The 13,376-nt window shown below is 63.8% G+C and carries 14 protein-coding genes; 6 read left to right on the forward strand and 8 right to left on the reverse strand.

Features of this window, described 5'->3' with window-relative positions; genetic code table 11:
- Positions 1-3 precede the first annotated feature (3 nt).
- Entirely contained in the window at positions 4-618 is a 615-nt protein-coding gene (gene metW, locus BQ8794_RS03070; protein WP_077373331.1) for a methionine biosynthesis protein MetW, read from the forward strand.
- Between the two features lie 69 nt (positions 619-687).
- Here metW and BQ8794_RS03075 read toward each other — a convergent pair whose 3' ends face one another.
- From BQ8794_RS03075 to BQ8794_RS03085, 3 genes are all read right to left on the reverse strand, one after another.
- Positions 688-1,482: a DUF1194 domain-containing protein gene (locus BQ8794_RS03075; protein WP_244554835.1), complete on the reverse strand. Its 795-nt coding sequence runs from the start codon at positions 1,480-1,482 to the stop codon at positions 688-690.
- A gap of 240 nt (positions 1,483-1,722) precedes the next feature.
- Positions 1,723-3,549, reverse strand: coding sequence for an ABC transporter ATP-binding protein/permease (locus tag BQ8794_RS03080; RefSeq protein ID WP_077372947.1), 1,827 nt, complete (start codon positions 3,547-3,549; stop codon positions 1,723-1,725).
- Positions 3,550-3,664: 115 nt separating this feature from the next.
- Complete coding sequence (locus BQ8794_RS03085; RefSeq protein WP_077373334.1) at positions 3,665-4,441, reverse strand: class I SAM-dependent methyltransferase; 777 nt, start codon at positions 4,439-4,441, stop codon at positions 3,665-3,667.
- 299 nt (positions 4,442-4,740) lie between these two features.
- Here BQ8794_RS03085 and gloB point away from each other — a divergent pair, with 299 nt between their 5' ends.
- Both gloB and BQ8794_RS03095 read left to right on the forward strand, forming a co-directional pair.
- A complete protein-coding gene (gloB, locus tag BQ8794_RS03090; RefSeq protein ID WP_077372950.1) occupies positions 4,741-5,508 on the forward strand; it encodes a hydroxyacylglutathione hydrolase in 768 nt (255 codons plus the stop codon).
- 22 nt (positions 5,509-5,530) lie between these two features.
- Positions 5,531-5,971 (forward strand): cupin domain-containing protein, encoded by a 441-nt coding sequence (locus BQ8794_RS03095; RefSeq protein ID WP_077373337.1) that lies wholly within the window; start codon positions 5,531-5,533, stop codon positions 5,969-5,971.
- Here BQ8794_RS03095 and BQ8794_RS03100 read toward each other — a convergent pair.
- From BQ8794_RS03100 to BQ8794_RS03110, 3 genes are read right to left on the reverse strand one after another with little or no spacing between them, the layout of a single operon-like run.
- On the reverse strand, positions 5,946-6,614 hold the full coding sequence (locus BQ8794_RS03100; protein WP_077372953.1) for a lysoplasmalogenase family protein: 669 nt from the start codon (positions 6,612-6,614) through the stop codon (positions 5,946-5,948). The genes BQ8794_RS03095 and BQ8794_RS03100 overlap by 26 nt on opposite strands.
- On the reverse strand, positions 6,614-7,501 hold the full coding sequence (gene yddG, locus BQ8794_RS03105) for an aromatic amino acid exporter YddG (protein ID WP_077372956.1): 888 nt from the start codon (positions 7,499-7,501) through the stop codon (positions 6,614-6,616). The genes BQ8794_RS03100 and yddG overlap by 1 nt, the downstream gene beginning before the upstream one ends.
- 28 nt (positions 7,502-7,529) lie before the next feature.
- Positions 7,530-8,318, reverse strand: coding sequence for a DUF3108 domain-containing protein (locus BQ8794_RS03110; protein WP_077372959.1), 789 nt, complete (start codon positions 8,316-8,318; stop codon positions 7,530-7,532).
- 254 nt (positions 8,319-8,572) lie between these two features.
- On the opposite strand from BQ8794_RS03110, the gene rpmB reads away from it, so the two are divergent.
- The 3 genes from rpmB (at position 8,573) to BQ8794_RS03125 (ending at position 10,396) form a co-directional block, all read left to right on the forward strand.
- Positions 8,573-8,869: a 50S ribosomal protein L28 gene (rpmB, locus tag BQ8794_RS03115; RefSeq protein ID WP_006328411.1), complete on the forward strand. Its 297-nt coding sequence runs from the start codon at positions 8,573-8,575 to the stop codon at positions 8,867-8,869.
- Positions 8,870-8,951: 82 nt separating this feature from the next.
- The gene (locus tag BQ8794_RS03120; RefSeq protein WP_077372962.1) at positions 8,952-9,632 is read left to right on the forward strand and encodes a queuosine precursor transporter; all 681 of its coding nucleotides are present in this window, start codon (positions 8,952-8,954) and stop codon (positions 9,630-9,632) included.
- A 62-nt stretch (positions 9,633-9,694) separates the two neighbouring features.
- Positions 9,695-10,396, forward strand: coding sequence for a spermidine synthase family protein (locus tag BQ8794_RS03125; RefSeq protein WP_077372965.1), 702 nt, complete (start codon positions 9,695-9,697; stop codon positions 10,394-10,396).
- 33 nt (positions 10,397-10,429) lie between these two features.
- Here the strand turns inward: BQ8794_RS03125 and BQ8794_RS03130 are convergent, their stop codons facing one another.
- Positions 10,430-11,461: an esterase-like activity of phytase family protein gene (locus BQ8794_RS03130; RefSeq protein ID WP_077372969.1), complete on the reverse strand. Its 1,032-nt coding sequence runs from the start codon at positions 11,459-11,461 to the stop codon at positions 10,430-10,432.
- Positions 11,458-13,356, reverse strand: coding sequence for a cobaltochelatase subunit CobT (gene cobT, locus BQ8794_RS03135; protein ID WP_077372972.1), 1,899 nt, complete (start codon positions 13,354-13,356; stop codon positions 11,458-11,460). The genes BQ8794_RS03130 and cobT overlap by 4 nt, the downstream gene beginning before the upstream one ends.
- Positions 13,357-13,376: the final 20 nt, after the last annotated feature.

Here is a 13,376-nt window from a genome sequence, read left to right on the forward strand (position 1 = left end):
ATCATGAGTGTCAACCACGCCCAGCGCGTCGACCTCGAAGTCGTCGCCGATCTCATCCCGCCGCAGTCGCGGGTGCTGGACGTCGGCTCCGGCGATGGTCTGCTGCTCGAATTGCTGCAGGCGACGAAGCAGGTCGACGGCCGCGGCATGGAACTGTCGCAGCGCGGCGTCAACGAATGCGTGGCGCGCGGCCTGTCTGTCATCCAGGGCGACGCCGACAAGGACCTCAAATTCTATCCCGACAAGGGTTTTGATTTCGTCGTCCTGTCGCAGACCCTGCAGGCGACCCGCAACCCGAAGCTGGTGCTCGACGAATTGCTCAGGATCGGCAACCACGCCATCGTCTCCTTCCCCAATTTCGGCCATTGGCGGGTGCGCCTTTCGCTGTTCGTCGAAGGGCGGATGCCGGTGACCAAGGACCTGCCCTATTCCTGGTACGACACGCCCAACATCCATTTCTGCACCATCCGCGACTTCGTCAATCTCTGCGAGGAGCTTGGCGCAACGGTGGAAAAGGCAACCGCGCTCGACGCCAATGGCCAGAAAATCGGCCTCTCGATGCCATGGTGGTTCTGGAACTTCTTTGGCCAGCAGGCGGTGTTCCTGTTGAGGCGATAACGGCCGTCGCTTCTTCGGCCAATATGGCGCTCGCCTGCCTCAGTCCGGAGACCATCCAGGACTGATCGTCTAGCGATCAAGTTCCGGAAAATACGGATCGGAGAAAAACCGCCGACCGCGCTCGCCCTGCAAACAGTCGACCGGTGCTGCCGCATCGACCGGGACGGACCCAGGGTCGGCACTGGGATCGGCCCCGGGACCAGCCCCAGGACCGGCATTGGGATCGGCAACACCGCTGACCTCGAGGACCAGCTTGCGGCGTATGGCGGTCACGAATTCCGAAGCGGCATAGACCGGCAGCACGAAGGAGCCTGGCCCGCCGGTGACGCACTCGGCATAGTATTGGTCGAGATGGCTGAAGCTGGGCGACGGGCTGATCAGGATCGGCAGGCCATTGATGACGATGCCCTTTGCTATCGCGGCGTCGCGTGTCGTGGTGACGGGCATCCCGATATTGTTGGGCCCATCGCCTGAGATGTCGATGACGCTGCGCGTCGCATCGAAGGCGGCTCCATCCAAAAGCTTGGCGCCGAAGGCGAGCGCACCGGAAATCGAGGTGCCGCGAAAGCTCCTGAACGGGCGCGCCTCGATCTTGTCGGCGAATGCCTCGGCGCTCTCAGCATCGTCGATGACCTGCCAGGCAATGACGGCATCGTCGCGGACGGTGCCTGCCCATTCGAAATAGGCCAGCGCAATCCGGCCGGTCACGCCCGAACGCACCGCATTGATGAAGTCGGGGTGGCGTAGCGCCTTGACATAGCCGGCGCGCTGCAGGGCGAATTCCTTTTCGTCCATCGAGTGCGAGATGTCGACCGCCAGCACCAGTTCGACGTCCACCGCAATCGTGTCGGCAGGCGCGGCCAATGGTGCTGCCTGGGCACGGGCAAGGCAGGCAAGCAGGCTAACGCATGTCGCCCAAAAGTGCGCAGCGGTTTTGGGGTAACGACAAGCATCGAAACAAAGACTTAAAGCGTGTCGCATGTATCTCTTCACCGGGACGCGCTTTCAGCGCGTCAAGCATGGGTCCAACGCCGCAGGTTTCCGAACGATACCGGCAATCTTTCGCTGCGATCACGGCAAAATAAAGCTTGGCTGTACGGCCGGCTATGCCTGTTGGTGGGCTTTGGCGACGGCCGGGGGTGGTTCGATCGCGCCGGCCCTGACGCGAACCGGCTTGAGAGCCGGTCGCTCGACGTCTTTCACGATCGCCAATGAGCGCGGGAAGAATTCAACGTTGTGCTGGCCACGGCCGATATTGAGGATCGCGGCGTCGGCAAGACGTGCCTCCAGCATCGACAGCACCCGCCGCAGCGTCGCGCCGTCGAACGTGTCCAAAGCCTCGTCGATGATCACCCATTTCGGCTGCCGCAAGACCAGCCGGGCAAAGGCAAGCAGGCGCTGCTCGTCATCGCTCAATTCGCGCTCCCAGCGCGCCGACCGGTCGAGCGAGGACGACAGCCGCGCGAGACCAACCTCGGCAAGCACCGCCGAGATCTCGGCGTCGCTGACCGCCGCATCGGCGTGGTCGAGCACCTCGCGCAGCGTGCCGAGCGGGAAATAGGGTTTTCGGGGAACGAAGGCCGGCACCTCTCCGGCCGGCATGCCGATCCGCCCGCTTCCCCACGGCCACAGACCGGCAATGGCGCGGAAGAACAGCGTCTTGCCGGCGCGCGGATCTCCGGTGATCATGACGCGCTCGCCGGCACGGATTTCGACATGGGGCTCGGCGAGCTTGGTGCATCCATCCCGCGACGCAACCTCAAGGTTCTCGAATGTCAGCCTGCCGTCCGGATTTTCGCCGAACTCGATGCGCCTCTCGGTGTGGTGGAGCACATCTGTTTCAACGAGCGCGATGCGGAAATCGGCGACGCGCATCAGCGTGGCGCGCCAATCGGCGATGCCGCCGATATTGTTGATGAACCAGCGCAACGAGGAATGCACCTGGTTGAAGGCGCCGACCGCCATCATCAGCCCGCCGAAGCTGATATCACCGGCGAAATAGACCGGCGAGGCGACTAGGATCGGCGCGACGACAGTGATCCAGCCATAGGTATCGGTCACCCAGGAAAGATTGATCTGGGCGCTGTAGATGCGCCGCATCGCGCCCAGCACCGTGCCGAGGTCGAGCTCAAGCCGTCGTCGCGCGTCGGCCTCGCCGTGCGCAAGCGCGATGGCATCGACATTCTCGTTGACGCGGACCACCGAAGAGCGCAGCTCCGCCTCGCGCGTGTAGCGGTCGCTGTTGAAGCGGATGAGCGGCCGTCCGACCAGCCAGCTCAGCCAGGAGGCGGTGCCGGCATAGAGGATCGCGGCCCACACCATGTAGCCCGGAATCGCCAGCGAATAGCCGCCGACATGGAAGACGAAGCCGGAAGACAGCGACCATAGGACGCCGACGAACGAAACAAGCAGAATGAACGACTGCAATAGCCCTATGCCGAGACCGGTAGAAAGATCGGAGAGATGCCCGGCATCCTGCTGCAGGCGCTGGTCGGGGTTGACGCCGATGGCGCCGGCGTTGGCGAGCCGGAAAGCCCGCGCCGGCCGCATCCATTCACCGATCAGATCGACGGTCAGCGCCTCACGCAGCTTCAGCCGGATCGTCTGGTCGAGCCAGGTCTGGCCGACGTTGAGCACCACAAGCCCGCCGGCGATGGCGGCAAACACCAGAAGCTGGTGCAGGAAACCCTGCATGTCGCGCCGAGCCAGCGCGTCGTAAAAGGGCTCGTTCCAGCGATTGAGCAGAACCTGCCCGATCGAGGTTGCCACAATGACGGCGACTATGCCGAGGCAGGCCCAGAGCAGTTGTTTGCGGATCGGCGACTTCGCCATCGCCAGCCTGATTGTCGCCAGCTGGTCGCGCAGGCTGCTGGCTTCGACCGACGCGGCAATCGGCTTGGCGCTGGCCTCGAAATCCGGATGATCAGCCATTGATGAAGACCCTTCGCAAGCGGTGCTGAAACCGGTGAGCAAGTCGACTCAATCGGGTAGCAAACCCGCCCACGACAGATAGGTGGGAAAAAGCGTGATTCCGATCACGAAAACGTCATCGACAGCCCGGCGACGGGGCGTTTCCGGTCGGCGATATCCGGCCGAGCCTTGTGGCTCCATGCGGCGAGAAAACCGGCACGAAGACGCGGCGAGAGGCGCGCTGGACGACCGGCACACCCTGATAGAGTCGCTTCTGCGCCTCGACGACGATGACGCCGGAAAAGATCGGCCAGAACCTGCGGCCGGCGCGCTCCAGCACATTGTGGAACCGCATCATGAAGCGTCGCCGCGATGGCGGGAAGAACAGGGCGTCGGACCAGGCCGCGGGCGTGAAATTCGCTTCGCGCAGCAATTCGGTGAGCTGGCCGCGCGAAAAAGGCCGGCCGCTGCCGAACGGCGTATGCTCGAAACGGGCCCAGACACCGCGCCGGTTGGGCACGACGATGACGACGCGGCCGGCGGGCGACAGCACCCGCCAGATTTCGTTCAGCGTCTCGCGCGGGTTCTCGGCATGTTCGAGCGAATGGACGAGCAGCATGCGGTCGATGGAGGCATCGACCAGCGGCAATTCCTCATCGAAGACCAGCGCGGTCGCGGTCGGCCCGGTGGCCGGCCAGACCACCGCGCCTTGCGTCGCCGGCATGAAGGCAAAGACACGTTCGGCATCGGTGCCGAACCGCTCCAGCCACGGCAAAGTGTAGCCGAGGCCGACCAGCCGCTCATTGGGCACAACAGCCCATATCGAGGACAACGCCATGGTGATCGAGCGTTCGGCCAATCGCCCGAGCGTGGTCGAATAAAAGGAGCGAAGGTCGACGATATCGGAATACATGCGCGGCACGCTATCTTCGATGCTGTCCAAGTTCAACAAAGGCGGATGACATCCGCGGGCAAGCGCCCTATGTCTGCGGCGACTGCTGCATCGGCCAGAAATCGGTTTCGATTTCGGAAAGCACGATGCAGCAGATAAAAAGTGTTAGAGCGTCCTTTGTGCGTCCAACTGGACGCGCGGCGCACTAGAGCAATTCCAGGAAAAGTGTGAAACGGTTTTCCTGGAATTGCGCAAAAACAAGGAGAGAGAGCGGTTCGGCGTTTCCGTGAAACGATGAACCGCTCTCGTGGAGAGATGCGATGCCGGTTGAAATCGAACAATTCATGTGCCGCAGCGACAATTTCGGCGTGCTGGTGCATGACCCGAAAAGCGGCCAGACCGCGATCATCGACGCGCCCGAGGAGGCGCCGATCCTAGCCGCGATCGAGCGCACCGGCTGGGCGCCGACGACGATCCTGACCACGCACCACCATGTCGACCATGTCGAGGCCAATCTGGCGTTGAAGGAGCGGTTCAAGCTGCGCATCGTCGGACCGGAGGCGGAACAGGCCAAGATTCCCGGCATCGACGAAACCGTCGAGCAGGGTTCGGTCATCCACCTCGGCGAGGAGAGGATCGACGTGATCGCCACGCCCGGCCATACGGCGGGCCATGTCTCCTATCATCTGCCGGCGTCGAAGGTGGCGTTCACCGCCGACACGCTGTTCGCGCTCGGCTGCGGCCGGCTGTTCGAATGCAAGCCGCCGGTGATGTACGATTCGTTGAAGAAGCTCGCGGCACTTCCGGCCGAGACGGTCGTCTATTGCGGCCATGAATACACGCTTTCCAACGCCCGCTTCGCGCTGACCGTCGATCCGACCAATTCGGCATTGAAGGAGCGCGCCGCGAAAATCGAGGCGCTGCGCGCCGACGGCAAGCCGACGCTGCCGACCACCATCGGTGAGGAACTGTCGACCAATCCGTTCCTGCGCTGGCACGATCCGGCAATCCGCAAGCATCTCGGCATGGAGAACGCCTCCGACGCCGAAGTGTTCGCCGAAATTCGCAAGCGCAAGGATAATTTCTGAGCACCATGACGTGCTGGAAATCATGACCAGTTCCGCCGAAATCATCGCGACGCTCGGCCTGAAACCGCATCCGGAAGGTGGCTGGTATGCCGAGACCTTTCGCGATGGCGCGGAAGGCGCTCGCGGCCATTCGACCGCGATCTATTTCCTTTTGGAGCAGGAGCAAGTGTCGGCCTGGCACCGCGTCAAGGACGCCGCCGAGGTCTGGCATTTCTATGCCGGCGCCCCGTTGGCACTGTCGATGCATCGGGAAAACGGGCCGGTGATCGAGCAGGTGCTCGGCACGGCACTGGCGGCGGGCGAGCGGCCGCAGATCGTTGTGCCGGCAGGTTGGTGGCAGTCGGCGCGCAGCCTGGGCGAGTGGACGCTGGCCGGCTGCACCGTGGCGCCGGGCTTCGATTTCGCCGCATTCGAGCTGGCCGAACCGGGCTGGAGTCCTAACCCAGCAGGAAACCCATCGTGATCCCCATCTGGGCGGCGTAATACAGCATCCAGACCGCGTGGCGCGTCCAGATACGGTGCGGCGAGATGGCGCTCAGGAGGAACTTTTCCGAGGCGAGCAGCCCGTCGGACGCCATGAACAGCACGGCGCCGCCGACGACCCAGAGATTGCTCAGAGTGAGGGCCGAAATGCCCATGGCAAAAATTGTCGCGATATAGACGCTGATCGGAAGGCGCAGGGCGGGACCGACGCGACGCCAGAGCGCAAAAAGCATGGCGAGCGCGAACACGGCCATTGCCCCGGTAATCGCCGCGCGCCACGGCTCGGCCAAAAACAGTCCAACGCCATCGCCGGAGCGCAGGAACAGCGCGATGTAAAGCCCATGCGCCACGAGAAAACTGGCCAGCCCGCCGACAAAAGCCTTTTCGCCGTCGCGTGACAGCAACGCATCGCCGATAGCACTGAGCGCCAGCGCAGCGATGAGCAGCCACGGACCGCCCTGCAGCGATGCCAGCACGGCAAGCATCGCGACGGCCAGCGTCTTGACCGCGGACCGCGCAAGCTTCGGCGGCATGTCGATGGTGAAGGCGTAGATCACCGCCGCCGCCAGCGAAAACAGCAGCGTCGCATTGGCGTCGGCGTCGATGCCGCCGGGAAACGGCATCACGCCCCTGCCTCGCTCGCAGCCCTCTTGCGCAAGAACAGCGATTTCGCCGCAAGCGCTGCGCCGCCGGTGATCAGCACGCAGGCGGCGAAGATGCGCAGGGACGGCTCGGCGAAACCAGCCGATATCAGCACCAGCGTCGACAGCAGCGGCGCGGCATAGCTTGCCGCGCCCAGCACCTGGATGTTGCCGCGCTTGACGCCGATATCCCAGGCGTAGAAGGCCGCGCCCACCGGCATCAGCCCGAGGCCGAGCACGGCCAGCCACTGGCCGGCGCCGACAGGCAACACCGTTTCTTCCAGCATGAGATGGCAGACAAGGGAAAGCGCTGCCGTGGCCGCACAGAACCAGGTGACGATGCTGGTCGGCACCGACGGGAAGCGGCGCGACAACAGCGAGTAGGACGCCCACAGCACGGCGCAGACGCCGGCCATCGCATAGCCGAATGCATAGCGCGCGTCGAAGGCAAGCCCGCCGCCCTTGGTGACGATCAGGAAAGTGCCGGCAAGGCCGAGCAGTGCGCCGACGACATGGTTCCAGGCCAGCCGCTCGCCCGGCATCAGCGCCGATCCGAGCACGATCAGCAGCGGCCACAGATAGGCGATGAGGCTCGCCTCCACCGCCGGCGCGTTGCGCAGCGCAGTGAAATAGAAGAAGTGATAGCCGAACAGGCCGGCAATGCCGATCACCCACACTTGCGGCGGTATTTTCTCGCTCCCGGCGATGGCCGGCGTGAACAGCCACGCGACGAGCCCGACACCGGTGCCGATCGTGAAGGTGATCGCCGAAAGCAGGAACGGCGGCACCGCGCCGGAAGCGTCCGTAAGCAGCGCCAGCAGCGCCCACATGGCGACCGCCGAGAAGCCGATCAGTGTTGCGCGCCCCATGTCCGTCTCCGGCGGCGCGCGATCGCGCCTATTCTGTCGCTTCGAACCGCTCCGCGCTGACGGTGAGAGTGCCGATTTTCGTGCCGACCGTGGCGTGGATCGGCGCATATACGCCGGTTTGGCCGACCGGTGCAAACGTCACCGTGATGCGGCTGTGCTTTCTCAGGTAATCCAAGGATTTGCGGTTCTTGCGATAACCCGCCACCGGCTCAAAATCCAGCCGGCAAGTGACGGTATCGCCCTTGTAGCCGCGCACCGAGGTCGAGCCTTTTGACTCGTAGGTCAGCGTCAGATTGGCGCGCATCTCGCCATCATAGAGCTTCACCGTTCGCCCGCAGACCTTGTCGAGGCTATCGGCATGGATGACGGTGGCGGCCATCGGATCGAGCACCGAGGCGAGATGGCTGGCGGCCAGCGGTATCCAGTTCTTGGGATTGCGCTTCTTCGGCGCAGGCACGACCTTCGTCGCGGTAACAGTGCCGTTGGCGAAACGGATATCGATCATCGATGCCTTGTCGCCCGATTTGTAGTCGGCGCGGAACGCCTGCGGCTGCAATTGCTTGCCTGAAATCTTGCCCTTCGACGAGACCGTGCCACGCGTGTCGTCGAATATTGTAGCGAGGCCGGCGCTGGAGACGCTGCCTTCGATCGAATAGGTATCGCCTTCGTAACTGCTGGAAAAGCTTGCCTTGGCCACCGAGAGGCCGTGGACCGAAACCGTATACTCGCCCTTGAAGGATTGTTGCGTGGCGGCAGAAATTGCCGTCGGCAGCGCCACGGCGAGCGAGGCAAGGAGAGCATGAGACGAACGAAGCATGGCGGGATCGATCCTCGATTTTCAGCAGAAGGCGCAACTCCAGCCTGGCATCTCCTTGTGCGACCGCTTATAGACTGAATTTCGGCCTTTATGTGAAAGACGTCGTCACACCCGGGCGCAAGCCGGAGCTTGACGCATCGGCGAAATGCAACTATGGAACGCCAACTTTTTCCATAAGGCCGCCTGACCGAAACCGCGCGCCACCCGGCGCGGGTCGAATGTTTGGCCAGACCGAGAACTGAAGGTTTAGAACCATGTCCCGCACCTGCGAACTCACTGCCAAGGCAGTCATGTCCGGCAACAATGTGAGCCACGCCAACAACAAGACCAAGCGTCGCTTCCTGCCCAATCTCGTCAATGTGACGCTGATCTCGGAAGCGCTGAACCAGAATGTGCGCCTGCGCATTTCGGCCAACGCGCTGCGTTCGGTCGAGCATCGCGGCGGCCTTGATGCGTTCCTGGCCAAGGCCGACGCCAAGGAGCTGTCGCAGCGCGCGCGGCTGCTGAAGAAGCAGATCGCCAAGAAGCTTGCCGAACAGCCGGCCGCTTAATTTTCTCAGGCAGCCGCCCTCCAAGGAGTGTCGTCCGAACTCGGCATGACACCCCGCTGGTTCCATTACCCAGGATAAAAAAATGAGCTTTTTCTCCCGATATCTGCCCTTTGTTGCGGCCATGGCGCTTGTCGTGGTGGCGTCGAACATCCTCGTGCAGTTCCCGCTGCAGGGTGCGATCGGCGGCCTGTCGCTGGCCGACATTCTGACCTGGGGCGCCTTCACCTACCCATTCTCCTTCCTGATCACCGACCTTGCCAATCGCCGCTACGGCCCGGCTGTGGCGCGCCGGATCGTGTTTGTCGGCTTCACGGCTGCAGTGATCTGCTCGGTCGTCATCCCGCCCTTGCTGTTCCGCTACGGCCTGATCGAATTCGAGACGGCTGCCGACCGGCTGGTGCGCATTGCGGCGGCTTCCGGCACCGCGTTCCTGATCGCGCAGCTGCTCGACGTGACCGTGTTCAACCGGTTGCGCCGGCAGAGCTGGTGGCGGGCGCCGATCGTCGGCACGCTGGTCGGCTCGGTGTTCGACACCGCGGTGTTCTTCACGATCGCCTTTTCGGCGGCTTTCGCCTTCGCTGGCCCGAACGATGGCTTTGCGCTCGAAACCGCGCCGCTGATCGGCGTGCTGCCGGTCGAGGCCATGCGCTGGGTGTCATGGGCGCTCGGCGACCTCGGCGTGAAGCTGGTCATCGCCGTGGTGGCGCTGATCCCCTACCGGCTGCTTGCCGCCCGCTGGAGCCAGCCGGCACTGGCGGCATAGAGCATGATCCCGAAAAGTGGGAACCGGTTTTCGGAAAAGATCATGCTCACAGGTTCTCGAGCATGATCCCATGGGTCCAACTCGATACCGCGAAAACGCCTGACGGCGACCACGAGTTGCGCCTGAAACAACGCGGCGCCGAATTCTCGATCATGCTCGGCTCGAACGAGTTGATGAACAGCCGCCTCTGCGGTTCTGAGGAAGCGCTGGCGAGGCTGTCCTGCCAAAGGATTGCCGGCCGTAGCCAGCCGAAAATCCTGATTGGCGGGCTGGGCATGGGTTTCACGCTGCGTGCCGCTCTAGCCGGGCTTGGCGCCGATGCCCGTATCGTTGTCGCCGAGTTGGTGCCCGCCGTCGTGGCGTGGGCGCGCGGCCCGATGACCGCGGTGTTGGGTGGCTGTCTCGACGATCCACGCGTGACTGTTCGCGAGGCGGATGTCGGGCAGCTCATACGATCGGAGGCCTCGGCCTGGGATGCCATCCAGCTCGACGTCGACAACGGTCCGGAAGGGATCGTCCACCAGGCCAACGGTGCTCTTTACAGTATAGCTGGGCTGATCAGCGCGAGAGCAGCGCTCACGCCCGGCGGCGTTCTGGCGGTCTGGTCGCAGGGACCCGACAGCGGTTTTACCCGCAGGCTCAAGCAGGCGGGCTTCGCGGTCGAGGAAGTCAAAGTCCGCGCCAATGGCAAGCGCGGCGCGCGCCACGTCATCTGGATCGCGACCAACGGACCCCAGCCTGCGGCAACCGGCGCGAAGCTGTAGACTTGTTATCGGCCGTCCCTTGCCGACCGCCTCTCAATCCTCGTGCAGCATAAATTCCAGATAGAGATTACGCTGTAGCACCGAGTGGTTGTCGTCGGAGATCAGCGACACCATCAGCGCGCCGTCGTCGCGGGTCCAGACGTCTAGCCCTTCCATGTTGTCGATCTGGTAGCTCATGTCGGCTTCCATCAGCAGCGGCCCGTCGGCAACGGCGCCCTTCTCGACGCTCTCGCCATAGATGCGCCGCAGCCGGATCTTGACGCCGCGGGCCGTCGAATAGCTGCGCTCCAAAAGCAAGAGGTCGCCGTCCGGCAGGAAGGCGCCGTCGGTGATATCGAAATCGCCGTTGCGCTTAACGGTGAAAACGCCTTTGTGCGGCCCTTCGATAACAGCCGCATAGATGTTGCCTGATTTGTCGAGGCTCTTTTCCGAGACCACGACCAGCCCGCCTTCGTGCTGCCCGTGAGGATTGGCGTGGGTGATGGTCTCCAAGCCGCGATTCCGGCGGAGCTCCCAGGCTGGAATCAGGAAATCCAATTGCTTGAACGGCGGCTTCATGTCGCCCGGTTCGATCTTGAACTGTGCAATGCGGTGATCGCGCTCGAAGCCGACTGTGGCAATGCCGTCCTTGACCGCAAGCCCTTCGGAGTCGACCTGCCATTTCTCGTCGATCGGATGGCCCGCATCGTCGGCCATTTGCTGCATACGGAAATTCCGGATGCCGGACGGGCGCTTGTCGGCATCATGGGTGACGGTGCCGAAGAACCAGAAACCGGTGTCGGCGACGCCGATGAAATCACTGCCGGGCTTGCGGAAGCGAAACGCCGACAGCGCACCGAAATCGCGTGACCGCGAGGTCATTTCCAGTCCGCCGACGAATTCGAGCGGGCCGAACCGCTTTTCGTCACGGCCGATTTGAAACCGGTCTATCAGCCGCGCCGAGATTTCGATCGGCTCGACCGAAACGCTGCCGGCAGCGATGGGAGGCGACAGGGCCATGCCGGCAACGAACAGCGCTGTGGCGGCGAAAAGCGTCTGCCGAAAGCCGCCCCGCAAAAAAATCATCCGGCGCGCCGCATGCCGCCGCGTCGCGTGTCCCGCATGTTTTCCTCGCCAAACAGCGAGGCCAATTGCTCGGTCATGGCGCCGGCCAGTTCCTCGGCATCGACGATGGTGACGGCGCGGCGATAGTAGCGGGTAACGTCGTGGCCGATGCCGATGGCCAGGAGCTCGACCGGCGAGCGCGTCTCGATCAGTTCGATCACCGCGCGAAGATGCCGTTCGAGATAGTTGCCCGGGTTGACCGACAGCGTCGAATCGTCGACCGGCGCGCCGTCCGAGATCATCATCAGGATCTTGCGCTGCTCCGGCCGGGCGATCAGGCGGTTGTGGGCCCACAACAGCGCCTCGCCGTCGATGTTTTCCTTGAGCAGGCCTTCGCGCATCATCAGGCCGAGATTGCGCCGCGCCCGCCGCCATGGATGGTCGGCGGATTTGTAGATGATGTGGCGCAGATCGTTGAGCCGGCCGGGATTGGGCGGCTTGCCTTCCTTCAGCCATTTCTCGCGCGCCTGCCCGCCCTTCCAGGCGCGGGTGGTGAAGCCGAGGATCTCGACCGAGACACCGCAGCGCTCCAGCGTGCGCGCCAGGATGTCGGCGCAGGTGGCGGCGACCGTGATCGGCCGGCCGCGCATCGAGCCCGAATTGTCGAGCACCAGCGTCACCACCGTGTCGCGGAATTTGGTGTCGCGCTCCTGCTTGAAGGACAGCGGCTGCATCGGGTCGATGACGACGCGCACCAGCCGCGCCGGATCGAGATAACCCTCTTCGAGATCGAAATCCCAGGACCGGTTCTGCTGCGCCATCAGGCGGCGCTGCAGCCGGTTGGCCAGCCGGCCGACGACGCCGGACAGATTGGCAAGCTGCTTGTCGAGGAAGGCGCGCAGCCGATCCAGCTCTTCCTCTTCGCACAGATCCTCCGCACCCACCGTCTCGTCGAAGGCGGTGGTGAAGACCTTGTAGTCGATTTCCTTCGACAGATTGGTGAAGGGATTGTCGTTGCGGCGCGCCTCGCCGGGCGTCTCGGCATCGGCGTCGTCATCATCGGACAGGTCGTCGGCGGTGGCATCGGATGCCTCCGTCTCGGCCGCTTGCTCGTCGTCGGACGACGCCTCGGTGTCGTCGGACTGCGACTGCTCGGAGCCGGAATCGTCCTCGCCGCCCTCCTCGCTCTGCTCCTCGCCTTGCGGCTGGTTTTCATCATTGTCTTCGGAGTCTTCGGTCTCCTGGTCGTCACCGAGTTCCTCGGCCATTTCCATGGAAGCCAGCATCTCGCGCACGACACGGGCGAAGGCCTGCTGGTCGTCGAGCTTTGCCGACAGTCCGTCGAGATCGGCGCTGGCCTTCTCCTCGACCCAAGGGCGCCAGAGGTCGACCAGCCGCTCACCGCTCTTCGGCACGGCGCGGCCGGTCAGCTTTTCGCGGACCATCAGGGCAAGCGCTTCCTCGATGGGCGCATCCGCCTTGTCCTTGACGTCGATGAGGTTGGCCCTGGCGTATTTGTCCTCGAGCATCGAGCCTATATTATCGGCGACGCCTTGCATGGCGCGGGAGCCGATCGCCTCGACGCGGGCCTGCTCGACCGCATCATAGATGGCGCGGGCCTGCTTGCCCTCCGGCGCCAGCCTGGTGTGGATGCGCGCGTCGTGGCAGGCGCGCTTCAACGCCATGGAATCGCCGAGCCCGCGGGTGATGGCGATGTCGGCCTTCGAGGCCTTTTTCGGCAGTTCAGGCAGCCGGGCGCGGCTGCCGGCGAGCGCCGGCCGATCCTTGGCGAAACCGACTTCGAGGTCCTTGTCGCCGGCAATCGCGCGCATGCAGACGGTGACGGCGCGCTTGAAGCTGTCGGCTTCAGACCCCGTCTTCGACTTGTTGCGCGTGTTGTCGCCTGGACCCGCCATCGATCATTCCCTGACGCACG

Source organism: Mesorhizobium prunaredense, assembly GCF_900156895.1.
Lineage (GTDB): Bacteria > Pseudomonadota > Alphaproteobacteria > Rhizobiales > Rhizobiaceae > Mesorhizobium > Mesorhizobium prunaredense.

Bases quoted from the DNA above. Each gene is read 5' to 3' on its own strand.
- metW (WP_077373331.1), top strand. From the start codon at position 4: ATGAGTGTCAACCACGCCCAGCGCGTCGACCTCGAAGTCGTCGCCGAT.
- BQ8794_RS03080 (WP_077372947.1), bottom strand. From the start codon at position 3,549: ATGGCTGATCATCCGGATTTCGAGGCCAGCGCCAAGCCGATTGCCGCG.
- BQ8794_RS03085 (WP_077373334.1), bottom strand. From the start codon at position 4,441: ATGTATTCCGATATCGTCGACCTTCGCTCCTTTTATTCGACCACGCTC.
- gloB (WP_077372950.1), top strand. From the start codon at position 4,741: ATGCCGGTTGAAATCGAACAATTCATGTGCCGCAGCGACAATTTCGGC.
- BQ8794_RS03095 (WP_077373337.1), top strand. From the start codon at position 5,531: ATGACCAGTTCCGCCGAAATCATCGCGACGCTCGGCCTGAAACCGCAT.
- BQ8794_RS03100 (WP_077372953.1), bottom strand. From the start codon at position 6,614: ATGCCGTTTCCCGGCGGCATCGACGCCGACGCCAATGCGACGCTGCTG.
- yddG (WP_077372956.1), bottom strand. From the start codon at position 7,501: ATGGGGCGCGCAACACTGATCGGCTTCTCGGCGGTCGCCATGTGGGCG.
- BQ8794_RS03110 (WP_077372959.1), bottom strand. From the start codon at position 8,318: ATGCTTCGTTCGTCTCATGCTCTCCTTGCCTCGCTCGCCGTGGCGCTG.
- rpmB (WP_006328411.1), top strand. From the start codon at position 8,573: ATGTCCCGCACCTGCGAACTCACTGCCAAGGCAGTCATGTCCGGCAAC.
- BQ8794_RS03120 (WP_077372962.1), top strand. From the start codon at position 8,952: ATGAGCTTTTTCTCCCGATATCTGCCCTTTGTTGCGGCCATGGCGCTT.
- BQ8794_RS03125 (WP_077372965.1), top strand. From the start codon at position 9,695: ATGATCCCATGGGTCCAACTCGATACCGCGAAAACGCCTGACGGCGAC.
- BQ8794_RS03130 (WP_077372969.1), bottom strand. From the start codon at position 11,461: ATGATTTTTTTGCGGGGCGGCTTTCGGCAGACGCTTTTCGCCGCCACA.
- cobT (WP_077372972.1), bottom strand. From the start codon at position 13,356: ATGGCGGGTCCAGGCGACAACACGCGCAACAAGTCGAAGACGGGGTCT.